Origin of the sequence: Streptomyces sp. B1I3, assembly GCF_030816615.1 — a bacterium.
Classification (GTDB): Bacteria; Actinomycetota; Actinomycetes; order Streptomycetales; family Streptomycetaceae; genus Streptomyces.
The window spans coordinates 4,996,240-5,012,015 of the sequence record NZ_JAUSYD010000001.1 but is presented as its reverse complement, the minus strand read 5'-3'; the positions used below and the strand labels follow the sequence as shown (position 1 = coordinate 5,012,015).

The window sequence follows — 15,776 nt, the reverse complement described above, 5'->3', positions numbered from 1 at the left end:
GGAGGGCAGAAAAACGAGGACCCCGCTGCCAGGGGCAACGGGGTCCTCGTTCACATGGGAATTGTGGAGATGGCGGGAATCGAACCCGCGTCCAACGGTGCAGAACCAGGGCTTCTCCGAGTGCAGTTCGCTGCGCTTTTCTCGGCCCCGGAGGTCACGCGAACAAGCCTCCGACAGGCCCAGTCACTGTTTGATTTCCTTCTAGGCCCCGTGACCGGGCTTAGAAGTTTAGATCCCTGAATGATGCCAGGATCCGGGTCGGGATCACCCCCGGGCTGACACTCCGCAGAGTCTTCGCTTAGCTGCTAATTAGGCAGCGAGGGCGAAGGCGGAGGAATCGCGCTTGGAATTGGCGATTATTGGTTGCGACATATGGTTAACGAGATCATTGCCGCTTCCTCGACTCGCTTCCCCTGCTTCGACATCCGCTGTCGAAACCGATCATCCCCATGTTGTTTTTTCAAACGTGCACCTTCTGCGAGGCGCACGGCCCATCGTACGTGACCAACGTACGCGGATGCCACCGTATTCCGGCAGCTCCGGGGCGCGGGCCCCGGCCATCGACCGCGTCGGCCCCGGCTAAGGGGTGTCCCGTAATCCCTGGTGGACCGGCGCGCGGCGTCAGATGCGGTGCATCGCAAGGCGGAGGGACGTCCGCATACTGGATGTATTCGGGCGTTCCGACAACGCGGTGAGGTGCCGTAGCTGTCGTCGTGCGCCCGCCGGGGTTGCGGGACAACCCTTAGGCGCTGCGCTGGCGCCGGCGAGCCGCCGAGATCGCACGGTTCGTCTCCCGCGTGTCCTGCTTCTCGCGCAGCGTCTGCCGCTTGTCGTACTCCTTCTTGCCCTTCGCGAGGGCGATCTCGACCTTGACCCGGCCCTCCGTGAAGTACAGGGCGAGCGGCACGATCGTGTGGCCCGACTCCTGCGACTTGGACGCCAGCTTGTCGATCTCGGCCCGGTGCAGGAGCAGCTTGCGCTTGCGCTTGGCCGCGTGGTTCGTCCAGGTGCCCTGCACGTACTCGGGAACGTGGATGTTGTGCAGCCACGCCTCGCCGTTGTCGATCTGGACGAAGCCGTCGACCAGCGAGGCCCTGCCCATCCGCAGCGACTTGACCTCCGTGCCCATGAGCACGAGGCCGCACTCGTAGGTGTCGAGGACGTGGTAGTCGTGCCGCGCCTTCTTGTTCTGCGCGATCATCTTGCGCCCGGTGTCTTTTTCCTTGGCCATAGTGCGGTCATTTTCGCACTACGACCCACCCCCGAGGCCACTCAATACCGTCTCGGCCCGCTTCTGGGCCTCCTGACCCGCCCCGACGTCCGGCGTGATGCCGCGCCCCTCGACGCTGCGGCCCGCCGGAGTGCGGTACTGGCCGACGGTCAGCTCGGCCACCGCGCCGCCCGGGAGCGCGCTGGGCATCTGCACGGCCCCCTTGCCGAAGGTGCGGGATCCGACGGTCACGGCCCTCCCCCGGTCCTGCAGGGCGCCGGTGAGCAGCTCGGCGGCGCTCATCGTGCCGCCGTCCACCAGGACGACCACGGGCCGGTCGGTGTCCCCGCCGGGCTCGGCGTACAGCGCCTGTTCCTCGCCGTGCACGTCGTAGGTGGCGACCAGACCGCCGTCGAGGAAGGCCGAGGAGGCGGTGACGGCCTCGGTGACGAGGCCACCGGAGTTGGCCCGCAGGTCCAGGAGGATGCCCGCATCCTCGGGGGCGGCGTCCACCGCGTCGCGTACGGCTGTCCCCGCGCCCTTCGTGAAGGCGGCGACCTTGACCAGGACGGCGGAGGACGCATCACGGCCCAGCCGCCGGACGGTGACCGGTTCGGTCGTCAGCCGGGCCCGGCGCAGCGTCTCGGTCCACGTGTGCGTGCCGCGCCGCAGTCCGAGGACGACGGGCGTGCCCTCGGCCTCCTTCGTGCGGTCCCCGCGCAGCAGGGCGACCACCTCGGCGACGGGGCGCCTGCCCACCGGCCTGCCGTCGACCGTGCGCAGCTGGTCCCCCGTGCGCACCCCGGCCAGGTCCGCGGGACCGCCGGACTGCACGCCGCTCACGGTCACCGCTCCCCCGGCGGAGCGGCGTGCCGAGATGCCGACCCCGGTGTACGAGCCGTCGAGGGCCTGCTCGAACTCCTCGTACTCCCGCTCGTCGTAGACCGCGCCCCAGCGGTCCCCGCTGCGGCTGACGGCCTCCTCCGCGGCGTCCGTACCGGACTTGCCGTGGGCCTCGGCCTCGGCGGCCGCCTCGGCGACCGCCCCGCGGTCCGCGGAACCGACGGTGGAGGAGACGGAACCGGCCTCTATCTCCGTCCCCGCGGCGTCCTCGCGGGGCAGGGACCCGGTCGCCGCGGCCGTGGCCAGCACGCTCGCGAAGACCAGTGTCAGGGCCGCCCCGCGGCGGACACCGCGGGGAACCAAGGGTTTCGTGAGGCCCGTCATGACGCCGAGTCTAGGACAACGCCCCTACGGCACACGGCTCGTCGGCCGCGCGCCGCACGGGGCGATCGTCACACCTTCAGGTACTTGCGCAACGCGAACAGTGCGGCAACTGCGGGCATCAGCAACCCGATGGCGAGCACCAGCGGAAGCTTCGTGATCACGGCCTCCCAGCCGATGAAGTCGATCAGGTTCAGCTTCTCCTGGAGCGCCAGACCACCGTCGATGAGGAAGTACCGGCCGGCGAGCAGGATGACGCAGGCGAGCAGTCCGCCGATCAGACCGGCGAAGGCCGCCTCCATGATGAACGGCATCTGGATGTAGAAGCCGGACGCCCCCACCAGCCGCATGATGCCGGTCTCCCGTCGCCGGCTGAACGCCGAGACGCGCACGGTGTTCACGATGAGCATCAACGCGATGATCAGCATCAGCGCCATCAGGAAGATCGCGGCCACGTTCATGCCGTTCATCAGCTCGAAGAGGTTGTCCAGGATGCTCCGTTGGTCCTGGACGGACTGCACCCCGTCACGACCCGCGAAGGCCGTCGCGACCACCTTGTACTTCTGCGGGTCCTTGAGCTTGACCCGGAAGGACTCCTGCATCTGGTCCGGCGTGATGCTGCCGGCCATCGGCGAGTCGCCGAACTCCTCCTGGTAGTGCTTGTACGCCTCGTCGACCGTCTCGAAGAGGACCGGCTTCTCGACGGCGTCCATCTTCTCGAGGTCGGCCTTGATCTCCTTCTTCTGGTCCGCGGTGACGGCACCCTTGGCGCACTTGGGCACGTCCTTGGCGTCGTTCTTGTTGCAGAGGAAGATCGAGACGTTGACCTTGTCGTACCAGTAGGTCTTCATCGAGCCGACCTGCTCGCGCAGCAGCAGCGCGCCGCCGAACAGGGCGAGCGAGAGAGCGACGGAGACCACGACCGCGAAGGTCATCGTGAGGTTGCGACGAAGACCGACGCCGATCTCCGACAGGACGAACTGGGCGCGCATGGCGTCCTTTCAGTACTCGATGCTCGTGCAGGTGCGTGGAGGGGGCGGCCCCTCCCAGGACGTGTCGGCCTAGGGCGTGTCTCGAAAGTAGCGTCGTCTGCCCGAAGGGTAGGCCCGGGGGCGTCTGGTGCGTGCGATCGCAAGGCGGAGGGTCGCCTCGATACCGGGTGTATCGGGGTGATCCCGACAACGCGGCGAGCGTGCGTGCCAGACGCCCCCGGGCAGGCGGGACTTTCGAAACACGCCCTAGTGCTGGTAGCCGTAGACGCCGCGCGCCTGGTCACGCACGAGACGGCCCTGCTCGAGCTCGATGACGCGCTTGCGCATCTGGTCGACGATGTTCTGGTCGTGGGTCGCCATGATCACGGTGGTGCCGGTCCGGTTGATCCGGTCCAGCAGCTTCATGATTCCCACGGAGGTCTGCGGGTCGAGGTTGCCCGTCGGTTCGTCGGCGATCAGCAGCATCGGGCGGTTGACGAACGCCCGCGCGATCGCGACGCGTTGCTGCTCACCACCGGAGAGCTCGCCGGGCATGCGGTCCTCCTTGCCCCCGAGACCGACGAGGTCGAGCACCTGCGGCACGGCCTTGCGGATCTCGCCGCGGGGCTTGCCGATGACCTCCTGGGCGAAGGCCACGTTCTCGGCGACGGTCTTGTTGGGCAGGAGCCGGAAGTCCTGGAACACCGTGCCCAACTGGCGGCGCATCTGAGGCACCTTCCAGTTGGACAGGCGGGCCAGGTCCTTGCCGAGCACGTGGACCGTGCCCTGGCTGGCGCGCTCCTCACGGAGGATGAGCCGCATGAAGGTGGACTTGCCGGAGCCGGACGAGCCCACCAGGAAGACGAACTCGCCCTTCTCGATGTCGAGTGAGACGTCCCGGAGAGCAGGACGGCTCTGCTTCGGGTAGGTCTTGGAGACGTTGTCGAATCGGATCACGGATGCACCACGGTCGGCCGGGAGTAGGTGTGCGTGACCATACGCGAACCCGGCTGACGCGTGCAGTCGGCGTCCGCCCATGAGGGATTTGTGCCGTAACGCGGCAGGGAACGAAACGGGGCGTGCCGGGCCCTCTCCGGTGGGCCGCGCCGAAATGGGCGCGAGCTGGCACAGTGGTAGGGGGAACGGTTGCGTTTCCCTGAGCGTTGTGCGGAGAGAACGCGTATGCGGCTCCGCCGCGCGGTGAGGAGGAATGCGCATGACCTATGACCGACTGGTGTGCGCGAACTGCGCGGCGCCCGTGAGCGAGGGACGCTGCCGCGTCTGCCGGGCGAGCCGGGAGCGCATGCAGGACGAAGGCCCCTTCGCGGGGCTGAATCCGGCGATGCTGATCGCGCTCATGGTAATCCTGGTGGCCGCTCTGGCACTGCTGGCCCACCAGGCCGCCTGAGCCGTCTCAGGACGCGCGCGCACGGCCCGGGAGTGGTTCGGGTACACGAAGGGCCCGGGAGAGGCCGTGACGGCTCTCCCGGGCCCTTCGCCGTACGCGTACGGGCCTCTAGGCGGCCGTACGGCCGCCGGCCGCCAGACGCGGCAGGAAGCGGAAGCCGATCCCGCCCGCGATCATCGTCGCGGCGCCGACCAGCAGGAACGTGGTCTCGGCCGCACCGGTCTCGGCGAGCTCGTCCTTGCCCTTGCTCTGCTCGGCCGGCTGGTTTCCGACACTGTCGGTGTCGGTGTTGTCGGCGCACGCGGCGCCGTCCAGGTCGACGGTGCAGGTGCCGGCGCCACCGGTGGAGCCGGTGGTTCCGGTGTCGCCGCCGGTGACCGAGCCGGTGGTTGCCCCCGTGTCACCGCCGGTGACCGAGCCGGTGGCACCGCCGTTACCGGTGGTCCCGCCATTGCCGGTGGAGCCCCCGTTGCCGGAGGAGCCGTTGTTGCCGTTGGAGCCGCCGTTGGACGTGGTGCCGCCGTCGGTGGTCTCACCCGTGGTGGACGTCTCGCCGGTGGTCTCACCGGTCGTCGACGTCTCACCGGTGGTCTCACCCGTGGTCGACGTCTCACCGGTCGTCGACGTCTCGCCGGTGGTCTCACCCGTGGTGGACGTCTCGCCGGTGGTCTCACCGGTCGTCGACGTCTCACCGGTGGTCTCACCCGTGGTCGACGTCTCGCCGGTGGTCTCACCCGTGGTGGACGTCTCACCGGTGGTCTCACCGGTCGTCGTCCCACCCGTGTCGACGCCGCCGAGGAGGCCGCCGTTGACCTCGGGCTCCGTGCCCTCAGTCGTGTAGTTGCTGTTCGAGCTCTCCTCGGTGAGGTAACCCGCAGCCTGCGCCGCACCCGCGACGGTGAGCGAGGCGCCCGCGGCAATAACCGCACCAGCGGCTATCCGCGCAACGCGGACTCGCGTCTTCTTGGTCATCTGTTGCTACCCCCAGTAGCCGATCTCGTCAGTGGAGCAGCCATATGCGGTCCACGGCCCTGCGAGGTCGCGGTCTTCGCGGGGCCACGTCGTGCCGTGGTCATCCCGCCCCGCCCCCGATCGCACCTGTCCCAGACATACGCATGCTGCCTCAGCACCCTGTCCAGACTTAAGGGCTACGTCAAGGCCGTTCCGAGGCATACGGTCCGCTATGGGGGTTCTTGACGGCTATTCGGAATCACGACTGTGACTCATTCAGCACACGGTCCCCCCAACTCCCTTGGTCCCGGCGGGAGAACGGGTCGGGCCCGGGCAGGTTCTCCCTGCCCGGGCCCGATCACCGTACGTGTACGGCTACTTCTCGCTCTGCTTGCGCCAGCGGATGCCCGCCTCGATGAAGCCGTCGATCTCGCCGTTGAAGACCGCTTCCGGGTTGCCCATCTCGAAATCCGTACGGAGGTCCTTGACCATCTGGTACGGGTGCAGGACGTACGAACGCATCTGGTTGCCCCAGGAGTTGCCGCCGTCGCCCTTGAGGGCGTTCATCTTGGCCTGCTCCTCCTGGCGGCGGCGCTCGAGCAGCTTCGCCTGGAGGACGTTCATCGCGGACGCCTTGTTCTGGATCTGCGAGCGCTCGTTCTGGCAGGAGACGACGATGCCCGTGGGCAGGTGGGTCAGTCGCACCGCGGAGTCCGTGGTGTTGACGCCCTGGCCGCCCGGGCCCGAGGAGCGGTACACGTCCACGCGCAGCTCGGACTCGTCGATCTCGATGTGGTCGGTCTGCTCGACCACCGGGAGGACCTCGACACCCGCGAAGGAGGTCTGGCGGCGGCCCTGGTTGTCGAAGGGCGAGATCCGGACGAGCCGGTGGGTGCCCTGTTCGACGGAGAGCGTGCCGTAGGCGTACGGCACCTCGACGGCGAAGGTGGTCGACTTGATGCCGGCCTCTTCCGCGTACGCCGTCTCGTAGACCTCGGTCTTGTAGCCGTGCCTCTCGGCCCAGCGGACGTACATGCGCTGGAGCTTCTCGGCGAAGTCCGCGGCGTCGACGCCGCCGGCCTCGGCGCGGATGGTGACCAGCGCCTCACGCGAGTCGTACTCGCCGGAGAGGAGGGTGCGGACCTCCATCTCGTCCAGCGCCTTCCTGACCGACTCCAGCTCGGCCTCCGCCTCACCCAGCGCGTCGGCGTCGCCCTCGTCCTCGGCGAGCTCGAACATGATGCTGAGATCGTCGATGCGCCCACGCAGGGCCTCGGTCTTGCGGACCTCGGCCTGGAGGTGCGAAAGCTTGCTGGTGATCTTCTGGGCCGCTTCCGGGTCGTCCCAGAGGGACGGCGCCGCCGCCTGCTCCTCGAGCGCGGCGATCTCGGCCCTCAGGGTATCCAGGTCCAGGACGGCCTCGATCGACCCCATGGTCGAGGAGAGGGACTTCAGCTCTTCGGAAATATCGACGACTGCCACGGGTCCAGCGTAACGGCTGGACGAGTGAACCTGTCCCTCCCCCGGGTGCCGACCGTCATGGTCCGGCCCTCAGGGGACCGTGGGAGCCGAATTCCTCGTGTTCCCGGGCCGCGTTCCCCCGTCGTCCCCGCTCGTGGCGAGCCACCCGCCGACGCCGATCGCCGCACACAGGGCGACCGCCGCGGCACCGAGGGTGATGCGGCGCTTGCGCACGGCGGCGGACCTGTTCCGGGCCGAGCCCGGCCGGGGGCGCCCCGGGGCGCGCGGGGCCCGGGCCGTGCCGAGGGGGCCGCCCGCCAGCTCGTCGGGGGCGGGGACCCGCATGCTCGTGTGGGTGTCCCGGTTGGAGTCCGGGGCGGAGCCCGGGACCAGAGGGACGGCTCCGCGGCGGCGGGGTTCCTCCTGGGCCGGGGCGTAACTCTGTTCGTCGTACGTCTGCGGTTCGGAGTCGCCCTCCGGCTCGTCGACGTCGAGCGGGGGTATCCCGGAGAGGAGCGGGAGGAGCTCACGCAGCCGGGTCGCCAGCTCGGAGGCGCGCAGCCGGGAGGCCGGGGCCTTGGCCAGGCACTGGACCAGGAGCTGCCAGAGCTCCTCGGGGATACCCGGGAGCGGGACGACCGTCTCGGTGACGTGGCGTCGCAGCACCGCGCCGGGGTGGCCGCCGCCGAAGGGCGTGAAGCCGGCGAGCAGCTCGTAGAGCACCGTCGCCAGGGCGTAGATGTCGACGGCGGCGCGCGGCGGGAGGCCCTCGACGATCTCGGGCGCCAGGTAGTCCGGCGTTCCGATGATCTTCGTGGCCTTGGTGCGGCGCGGGGTGTCGATCAGCTTGGCGACACCGAAGTCGGTGAGCAGGGCGGGGTGGGAGCCGCCGGGGCCGAGCGGGCCCTCCATGTCGAGCAGGATGTTCTCCGGCTTGACGTCACGGTGCACGACTCCGGCGCGGTGGGCCGCGGCCAGGCCGTCGGCGACGTCCGCGATGATCGCGGCGGCGGCCTCGGGGGCGAGCCTGCGCTCGCGGTCGAGGCGGGTGCGCAGGTCGGTGCCCCGTACGAGATCCATCACGAGCGCCAGGTCGTTGCCGTCCACGACGAGGTCGCGGACGGCGACGACGTGCGGATGGTCGAGACCGAGCAGCGCGGTGCGCTCCTGTACGAAACGGCCCACGAGCTCCTGGTCGGACGCGAGGTCCTCGCGGAGCAGCTTGATGGCGACGGGGCCCTCGGGCCCTTCGCCGAGCCACACCGTGCCGGCGCTGCCGCGCCCCAGGATCTGGTGGGCGGTGTACCGGCTGCCGATATTCCGTGCCAAGACTGCTCCCTCAGCGGCTGGCGTTGACCCCCGGTCGACAAAGTTACGCGGCGATCGGGGTGTTGCGTGCCCTGGATGGCGCCAACCTTTACTTCTGCGGGCGAAATGGGCCCGCAGAAGTCGACAAAGACACAGAGTGGGTGCTGTGACTGCCCCGTCTACTGCCCCGTCGGCTCGCTCGGGGAGCTGCCGCCGAGGTCCTTGACCCAGTCGGTGACCGTGGAGATCCCGTCCCCGATGGCCTCCCAGTAGCCCGTGCCCTGGTCGACCCAGTCCTGGAGCGGCGTCAGCTCCCAGATCAGCCAGCCGGCGACGATCAGCAGGACCACCGTGAACAGGCACCCCTTGAGACAGCCCAGGCCGGGGATGCGCATGGGGTTGGCGTTGCGCTGTCTCGGCTGACGCGGGGTGGGCTGCTGGGGTGCCGGCGGCTGCGGCGGCGCGTACTGCTGCCGCTGTTGCGGCTGGTGCTGTTGCGGCTGGTAGCGCTGGGGCTGCTGCTGCGGGTACTGCTGGGCGTGCTGAGGCTGCGGGCTCTGCTGCCGGCGCTGCGGGGGCTGCTGGCTCTGCTGCGGTGGCTGCTGTCGCTGGGGACGGCGGCGCAGCGGGTCCTGGCTGGGGTCGAGGTACTGGACCTGCGTCTGCTCGTTGCGGTCGCGGGCCGCCCGGAGCTGGGACTGCCAGGGGTGCGGCTCGTCGGGGCCGGGGGCTCCGTCGGGGCGCGGCGGCACGGGCGGCATGACCGCGGTCGGGTCGGCGTGGCCGCCGCTCCCCGGGGTCTGCTGCATGACGCTGGTGGGGGCCGCCGGGTCGTACGAACCCGCGTTGCTCGGCAGCACCTGCGTCGCGTCGGCCGCACCCGGGGTCTCGGGGACGGCGGCGGGCGCCGGGTCGGGGGCGAGCAGGGCGCCCACGCCCTCGGCGGCCGCGATCTGTGCGGAGTTGGCGTGCACGCCGACGCCCGCGCCGACGGTCCGCAGCGCGCGGGCCAGGTTCACGGCGCTGGGCCGCTGGTCCGGGTCCTTGCGCAGACAACGCTCGATGACCGTCCACAGCGGTTCCGGGACGGAGCCGGGGCGGCGGGGCTCCTCGCTGAGGTGCCGGTGCAGCACCTCCAGCGCGGTGCCCCCGGCGAACGGCGGACGGCCCGTGACCAGCTCGTACAGCAGGATTCCCGCGCCGTAGATGTCCACGGCGGAGGTCTGCGGACGGCCCTCGGCGGACTCGGGCGCCACATAGGCCGGCGTGCCGACGAACTCATGGGTCCGGGTCAGCCCCGGGGAGTCCGCGAGGCGCGCGATGCCGAAGTCGGTGAGCATCGGGTGCATCTCGCCGTTGCGCTCGTCGAGCAGCACGTTGGCGGGCTTCAGATCACGGTGGACCACTCCGTCGGCATGGCTGGCGGCGAGCGCGTCCGCGATCTGGGCGGTGAGCAGGGAGGCGGCGACCGGGGTGAGCGGGCCGTTCTCACGGAGGTAGCGGTGCAGGTCGGGGCCGTCGACCAGGTCCATCACGAGGGCCAGGAGATCGCCCTCGACGACGAGGTCCCGGGTGCGCACGATGTTCGGGTGGGTGAGCCGCAGGAGCACGGAGCGCTCACGCAGGAACCGCATCACGACGTCCGCGTCGTTGGCGAGCTCCTCCTTGAGCACCTTGATCGCGACGGTCTCTCCGGGCTGCCCGGCGACGGCCGCCTCGGCACCCGCGGTCTCCCGCTGGCGGGCTCGCCAGACGGTGCCCGTGGCGCCGCGTCCGAGCGGTTCCTCGAGCAGGTACTTGCTGCCTACCGGCCGCACGTCATGCGCTCCCTGCTGATCGTTGTGCTTGCGGATCCCCCGGGCCCGCCCGGATGTTCCGGCCCACTCTAACGACCTCCCGTGCGGCCGTGATGCCGCCGGACGGAGCACCGTCCGGTGGGATTTCCGGCCGTGTCGCCGCTGTGTCCAGGGGAAGACGCAGCCACCGAAGGGTTGGTTGCCGAACGAGTGTGCAGCACGCCCGCCGCAGGACCAAGCAGGCACTTTTGTACCCACACTCGGCCAATCAAGATCACTAAGCGGTCACCCCCGGGCGTGTTGTCAGTGGCAGGTGCGAGGATGCCTCCAGCACGGAGCTGTGAGGTTGGTGCCTCGCCCTCCGTGACGACCTGTACCGGACGACGCGTCCGCGCCGGGTGGGGGGAATCACAGGGCATTTCCCCTGCCGGGCACCCCGCGCAGAAGGGACCGCTGACGGCGATGCAGATCCGGCTGACCGTCCTCGCGCCGCGCAGCGGCCAGACCCCGGCACGCACCTGCGACGTGCTCGTCACCGCGCCCGCAGGAACGGCTCTCGCGGCCGTCGCCTCCGGCCTGGCCGCGGCGGTGTCCGGCCCGGAGACCTCTCTGGGCGGCGGCGCCGTGGTGCTGTACGCCGGGCGTGAGCGGCTCGACCCGCAGCGCTGCGCCCTCGGCGAGCCGCCCCTGGTGGACGGCGCGGTGCTCTCCCTGCAGATGCCCGGCGAGGACGAGGCGGCGGACGACCCCGTCCCCGCGCAGCTGCACGTGATCGCGGGGCCCGACGCCGGCGGGGTCCACCTGCTGCACGGCGGACGCATCCGCATCGGCCGGTCCGCGGAGGCGGACGTCCCGCTCGACGATCCGGACGTGTCCCGGCTGCACTGCGCGGTGACCGTGTCCGGGGACGGCCGGGTGTCGGTCGCCGACCTCGGTTCGACCAACGGCACCTCCCTGGACGGCGCGGAGGTGCGCGACACCCCGGTCCGGCTGGCGCCGGGCGCGCTGCTGCGCCTCGGCGAGTCCGCCCTGCGGCTCACTTCGGGCTCCCGCACCCCGACGCTGACGACGACCCCGGACGGAGAGGGCCATCTGCGGGTGGCCCGGCCGGACGGCGCGGGAGCGCACACGGAGGCCGGGGCGGCCGAGGGCGGTGCGGGCCACGGCCACGCCTACAGCCCCGCCCCCGATGATCACGACCCCCACGCCGCGCACGATCCGTACGACGGCGGACCCGCCGGCCACGGTGAGCGGCGCGGATCCACCGGCCCGGCGGGCCCCGGCGGGCCGGGGGCGACGACGGCCCACGTCACACACGGACGCGGCACCGGCCTGGCGGAGGGCGAGGCACCCCGGCGCGGGATAGGGGCCTGGGCGCGTCGTCTGGCGGGCGGCAAGGGCGACCAGGGACAGAACGCGCCGGGAGAGGGGACATCGGTGCACGCGGAAGCGCCTGCGCAGAGCGGATCCCGCGGCGGCGCACCCGCGGGCACCGACGCCCCCGCACCTTCCGGCCGGGTCCCGGCCGGGACCTGGCCGGACCCGGCGGCCGTGCTCCTCACGGCGCTCGGGCCGGGTCCCCGGCTGTGGGAGCGCGGCCCCGCGCACCCGGAGGCACTGGTCGTCCGGCTGGGGACGACGGAGCGGGCCGGCCTGCCCGCCGTACCCGTCACCGTGGGGCTGCGGGAAGCCGGCTCGCTCGGGCTGGCGGGCCCCCGGGCCCGGCTGGCCGGGCTGGCCCGTTCGGCGGTGGCCCAGCTCGCCGCCCTGCACTCCCCGTTCGACCTGGAGATCGTCCTGATCAGCACGGACCGGGCACGCGGCGCGGAGGAGCGCCGGCGCGAGTGGGCCTGGCTCGGGTGGCTGCCGCATCTGCGACCCATGCACGGCCAGGACTGCAGGCTGCTCCTGGCGTACGACCGTGAGCAGGCGGGGGCCAGGACGGCCGAGCTGGTGCGCCGCCTGGAGGAGGGGCCGCTGGGTCCCGCCTGGGCGAGCGCCGACCGGTCGGCCGTCACCCAGGCCGCCCGCGGTCACGCGGGGCCGTACACCGTGGTGATCGTGGACGGCGACCCGGGCTCCGCCGAGCTGCGCGAGGCCACGGCCGGGCTCGCAGGCGCCGGAGCGGCCGCGGGAATCCACCTGATCTGCCTCGCCGAGACCCCGCCCGCCTCGCCCACCTCCCCGGTCGCCGCGACCTACGACACGGCCTGCCGGGCCTCGATCCCCTTCCGTGAGTGCGGAGCGGTCGCCATGCTGAGCGGCGACGTGGCGACCGCTCTGCGGCTCCTGCGCACGGCGGGCGGCCGGACGGCGGGCCACGGCACCGTCGCCACGGTGGACGCGGTGTCGGCGCCTTGGGCCGAGCGGTTCGCGCGCGCCCTCGCACCACTCCGGGACGAGGGCACGGCCGTGTTGCCGGGCAGGCCCATGGCCGCGGCGCTGCCCCCTTCCGCCCGCCTCCTGGACGAGCTGGGTCTCGCCAGGGCCACCCCCGCCTCCCTGATGGCGCGCTGGGCCTCCACGGCGGAGCAGCAGCCCGGCGCCACGCTGCCCCCGGTGGCCCCCGCCGGCGCCGACCTGGACACGACGGGTTCCGGCCGCACCCTGAGCACCGGGCCCCGGGTGGGCCCGCAGCGCGGGGCCGCCACATCCGGGCACGCTCCGTCGCAGGGCAGCGGGCCCACCAGCTCCGGCTCCGGCCGCCTGTCGCCCACCACGGCGGCCGGAAGCGGCGGTGCCCCCCGGATCGTGGCGCAGCGGCGCGACAGCGGGCCCGTGCCCGGGCCCGCAGGCGTGTCCTCCAGCTGTGCGGGGCGCCCGGTGATCGTGCTCGGTGCCGGGCCCCGGGGGCCCCTGTCCGTCGATCTGGCCGGCGAGGGGCCGCATCTGCTGATCGAGGGCCCGGCGGGCAGCGGCCGTACGGAACTGCTGCGGGCCGTGGCCGCCTCGCTGGCCTCCGCCGCCCGGCCGGACCGGCTCGGCATCCTGCTGATCGACGGCTCGGGCGGCGAACACGGGGAGCGCGGCGAGGGACTGCGCCCGTGCACGGAGCTGCCGCACGTCTTCACGCACCTCGTCGCCTCCGACCCCGTACGGATGCGGGAGTTCGCCCAGGCGCTCGGTGGCGAGCTGAAACGCCGGGCGGAACTGCTCGGCGGGCTCGACTTCACCGAGTGGCACGAGCGGTACGCCGAAGCGCGGGCGGTCCCCGCCGGCCGGCGCCCCTCCGGCGCCGCCGAACAGCGCGGTGACCTCGAATCCCCCGCGACCGGCACTCTTCGGCTGCGCCCCGCCGCCGCCCGGCCACCGGCCCCCGGCCCGTCCCCGCTGCCCCGGCTCGTCGTCCTGGCGGACGACTTCGACGCCCTCGTCGCCCCGGCGCTCGGCAGTCCCGGCCGCCCGTCCGCCGGATCCGTCGTCCGCGTCCTGGAGGCCGTGGCCAGGGACGGCGGGCGGCTCGGCGTCCACCTGGTCGCCACCTCCGGCCGCCCGGACCGCACCGAGGACACGGAGCTGGCCCGGGGCGCCCGGTTGCGCATCGTGCTCGACCCACCCGTCGTGCCCCCCTCCCCGGACGAGGCGGCGCCCGGCCGCGGGCGCCTCGGTCATCCGGACGGCCGTGTGACGCCGTTCCAGGGGGGCCGGGTCACCGGCCGCATCCCGCGCACCGCGACCCTGCGCCCGACCGTCGTCCCCCTGGACTGGGAGCGGATGGGCGATCCGCCGACCCGCCGCCCGGTCCGCGAACTGGGCAACGGACCCACGGACCTGGCCCTGCTGGCCAGCGCCCTGGAGCGGGCGGCCCGCTCGGTCAACGCCGAGCGGCTTCCGCCGCTGAGCCCTTACGCCGCGCCCTCGTCCTCCTGACCACCCGTCCGGGCCGCGTCTCGACGTGACGTCACGAGCTCGTCACGATCGGTGCGTTATAGCTGATCGCGGTATTGCGGCGCCCGTGCACCCGGCGTAGGACTGTGCGCACGGACGATGTGAACCGCACGTATGTGGGGCGTGAGTGGCACCGCAGGGTACGACCGTTGGTGCCGGTCCGCGCTCACGCGTGCAGAAGAGACGGGGCAGGAATGCGCACAACCCTTCGCATGCGGCGAGCCGCGCTGGTGTTCTCCGCGATCGGAGCACTGGCCCTCACGGGCTGCAGTGACGACGGCGGCGGCAAGGACAAGGCGGGGGAGGGCCCTGCCACGGGCAAGGAGAGCCCGTCGAGCGTCACGCTGCCCGCACTGGACGGCGAGAAGATCTCGGTCGCCGCGGTCTGGACGGGTCCGGAGCAGGCCAACTTCACGAAGGTGCTCGACGAGTTCGAGAAGCGCACGGGCGCCACGGTCACCTTCGTCCCGGCACAGGACCCGATCGTCAACTTCCTCGGTACGAAGATCGCGGGCGGTCAGCCCCCGGACGTCGCGATGATCCCGCAGGTGGGTGCCATCCAGCAGGCGGTGGCCAAGAAGTGGGCCAAGCCGGTCGGCAACGAGGCCAGGGCCCAGCTGGGCCAGAACTACGCGCAGGTCTGGCAGGACCTCGGCAAGGTCGACGGCACCCAGTACGGCGTCTACTTCAAGGCCGCCAACAAGTCGCTGATCTGGTACAACGCCAAGGCGTTCGAGAACGCGGGCGCGAGCGAGCCGAAGACCTGGAAGGACTTCATGGCCACCGCGGAGACGGTGTCCGCCTCCGGTGTCACTCCCGTGTCGGTCGGCGGCGCGGACGGCTGGACGCTCACCGACTGGTTCGAGAACATCTACCTCTCGCAGGCAGGCCCCGAGAAGTACGACCAGTTGGCCAAGCACGAGATCAAGTGGACGGATCCGTCGGTCAAGGACGCGCTGACCACGCTCGCCGAGCTCTTCGGCAAGCCGAGCCTGATCACGGGCGGCGCCGACGGGGCCCTGCAGACCGAGTTCCCGGCATCCGTCACGCAGACGTTCACCGGGGGCGACCAGCCCAAGGGCGCGATGGTGTTCGAGGGCGACTTCGTCTCCGTCAACATCGCCCAGACGGAGGCGAAGATCGGTACGGACGCCAAGGTGTTCCCGTTCCCGGCGGTCGGCGCGGACTCCCCCGTGGTGACGGGCGGCGACGCGGCGGTGGCGCTCAAGGACAGCAAGGGTGCCCAGGCACTGCTGACCTGGCTCGCCTCGAAGGACTCGGCGAAGATCTGGGCCGAGGCGGGCGGGTTCATCTCGCCCAACAAGTCGCTCGACGCGGCCGCGTACCCGAACGACGTGCAGCGCACGATGGCCGAGGCGCTGATCGCGGCCGGCGACGACGTCCGGTTCGACATGTCGGACCAGGCCCCTCAGTCGTTCGGCGGTACGCCCGGCAAGGGTGAGTGGAAGACGCTCCAGGACTTCCTCAAGAACCCGAAGGACATCGCGGGGACCCAGGCGAAACTGGAGTCCGACGCGGCCAAGGCCTACACGAGCTGA

11 protein-coding genes and 1 other RNA gene are annotated in these 15,776 nt (G+C 71.6%); 3 read left to right on the top strand and 9 right to left on the bottom strand.

Annotated elements, in window-relative coordinates; translation table 11 throughout:
* Positions 1-61: 61 nt before the first annotated feature.
* From ssrA to ftsE, 5 genes are all read right to left on the bottom strand, one after another.
* Positions 62-449: a transfer-messenger RNA gene (gene ssrA, locus QFZ58_RS22900) on the bottom strand.
* Positions 450-742: 293 nt separating this feature from the next.
* Entirely contained in the window at positions 743-1,231 is a 489-nt protein-coding gene (smpB, locus tag QFZ58_RS22895; RefSeq protein ID WP_307126773.1) for an SsrA-binding protein SmpB, read from the bottom strand.
* Between the two features lie 18 nt (positions 1,232-1,249).
* Positions 1,250-2,437 (bottom strand): S41 family peptidase, encoded by a 1,188-nt coding sequence (locus QFZ58_RS22890; RefSeq protein ID WP_307126772.1) that lies wholly within the window; start codon positions 2,435-2,437, stop codon positions 1,250-1,252.
* 68 nt (positions 2,438-2,505) lie between these two features.
* Positions 2,506-3,426, bottom strand: a complete 921-nt coding sequence (ftsX, locus tag QFZ58_RS22885) for a permease-like cell division protein FtsX (RefSeq protein ID WP_307126771.1) — start codon at positions 3,424-3,426, stop codon at positions 2,506-2,508.
* Between the two features lie 246 nt (positions 3,427-3,672).
* Positions 3,673-4,362, bottom strand: coding sequence for a cell division ATP-binding protein FtsE (gene ftsE / locus QFZ58_RS22880; protein WP_307126770.1), 690 nt, complete (start codon positions 4,360-4,362; stop codon positions 3,673-3,675).
* Positions 4,363-4,621: 259 nt separating this feature from the next.
* Here ftsE and QFZ58_RS22875 point away from each other — a divergent pair, with 259 nt between their 5' ends.
* Complete coding sequence (locus QFZ58_RS22875) at positions 4,622-4,813, top strand: hypothetical protein (protein WP_307126769.1); 192 nt, start codon at positions 4,622-4,624, stop codon at positions 4,811-4,813.
* A gap of 108 nt (positions 4,814-4,921) precedes the next feature.
* Here QFZ58_RS22875 and QFZ58_RS22870 read toward each other — a convergent pair whose 3' ends face one another.
* The 4 genes from QFZ58_RS22870 to QFZ58_RS22855 all read right to left on the bottom strand — a co-directional run bounded on the left by QFZ58_RS22870 (position 4,922) and on the right by QFZ58_RS22855 (position 10,350).
* Entirely contained in the window at positions 4,922-5,785 is an 864-nt protein-coding gene (locus QFZ58_RS22870; RefSeq protein ID WP_307126768.1) for an LPXTG cell wall anchor domain-containing protein, read from the bottom strand.
* A 354-nt stretch (positions 5,786-6,139) separates the two neighbouring features.
* Positions 6,140-7,246, bottom strand: coding sequence for a peptide chain release factor 2 (gene prfB, locus QFZ58_RS22865; protein ID WP_307126767.1), 1,107 nt, complete (start codon positions 7,244-7,246; stop codon positions 6,140-6,142).
* A 69-nt stretch (positions 7,247-7,315) separates the two neighbouring features.
* Positions 7,316-8,554: a serine/threonine-protein kinase gene (locus QFZ58_RS22860; protein ID WP_307126766.1), complete on the bottom strand. Its 1,239-nt coding sequence runs from the start codon at positions 8,552-8,554 to the stop codon at positions 7,316-7,318.
* Between the two features lie 158 nt (positions 8,555-8,712).
* Positions 8,713-10,350, bottom strand: a complete 1,638-nt coding sequence (locus QFZ58_RS22855; protein ID WP_307126765.1) for a serine/threonine-protein kinase — start codon at positions 10,348-10,350, stop codon at positions 8,713-8,715.
* 441 nt (positions 10,351-10,791) lie between these two features.
* Between QFZ58_RS22855 and QFZ58_RS22850 the strand changes: the two genes are divergently transcribed.
* Positions 10,792-14,199 (top strand): FHA domain-containing protein, encoded by a 3,408-nt coding sequence (locus QFZ58_RS22850; RefSeq protein WP_307126764.1) that lies wholly within the window; start codon positions 10,792-10,794, stop codon positions 14,197-14,199.
* A 212-nt stretch (positions 14,200-14,411) separates the two neighbouring features.
* Complete coding sequence (locus tag QFZ58_RS22845) at positions 14,412-15,776, top strand: ABC transporter substrate-binding protein (RefSeq protein ID WP_307126763.1); 1,365 nt, start codon at positions 14,412-14,414, stop codon at positions 15,774-15,776.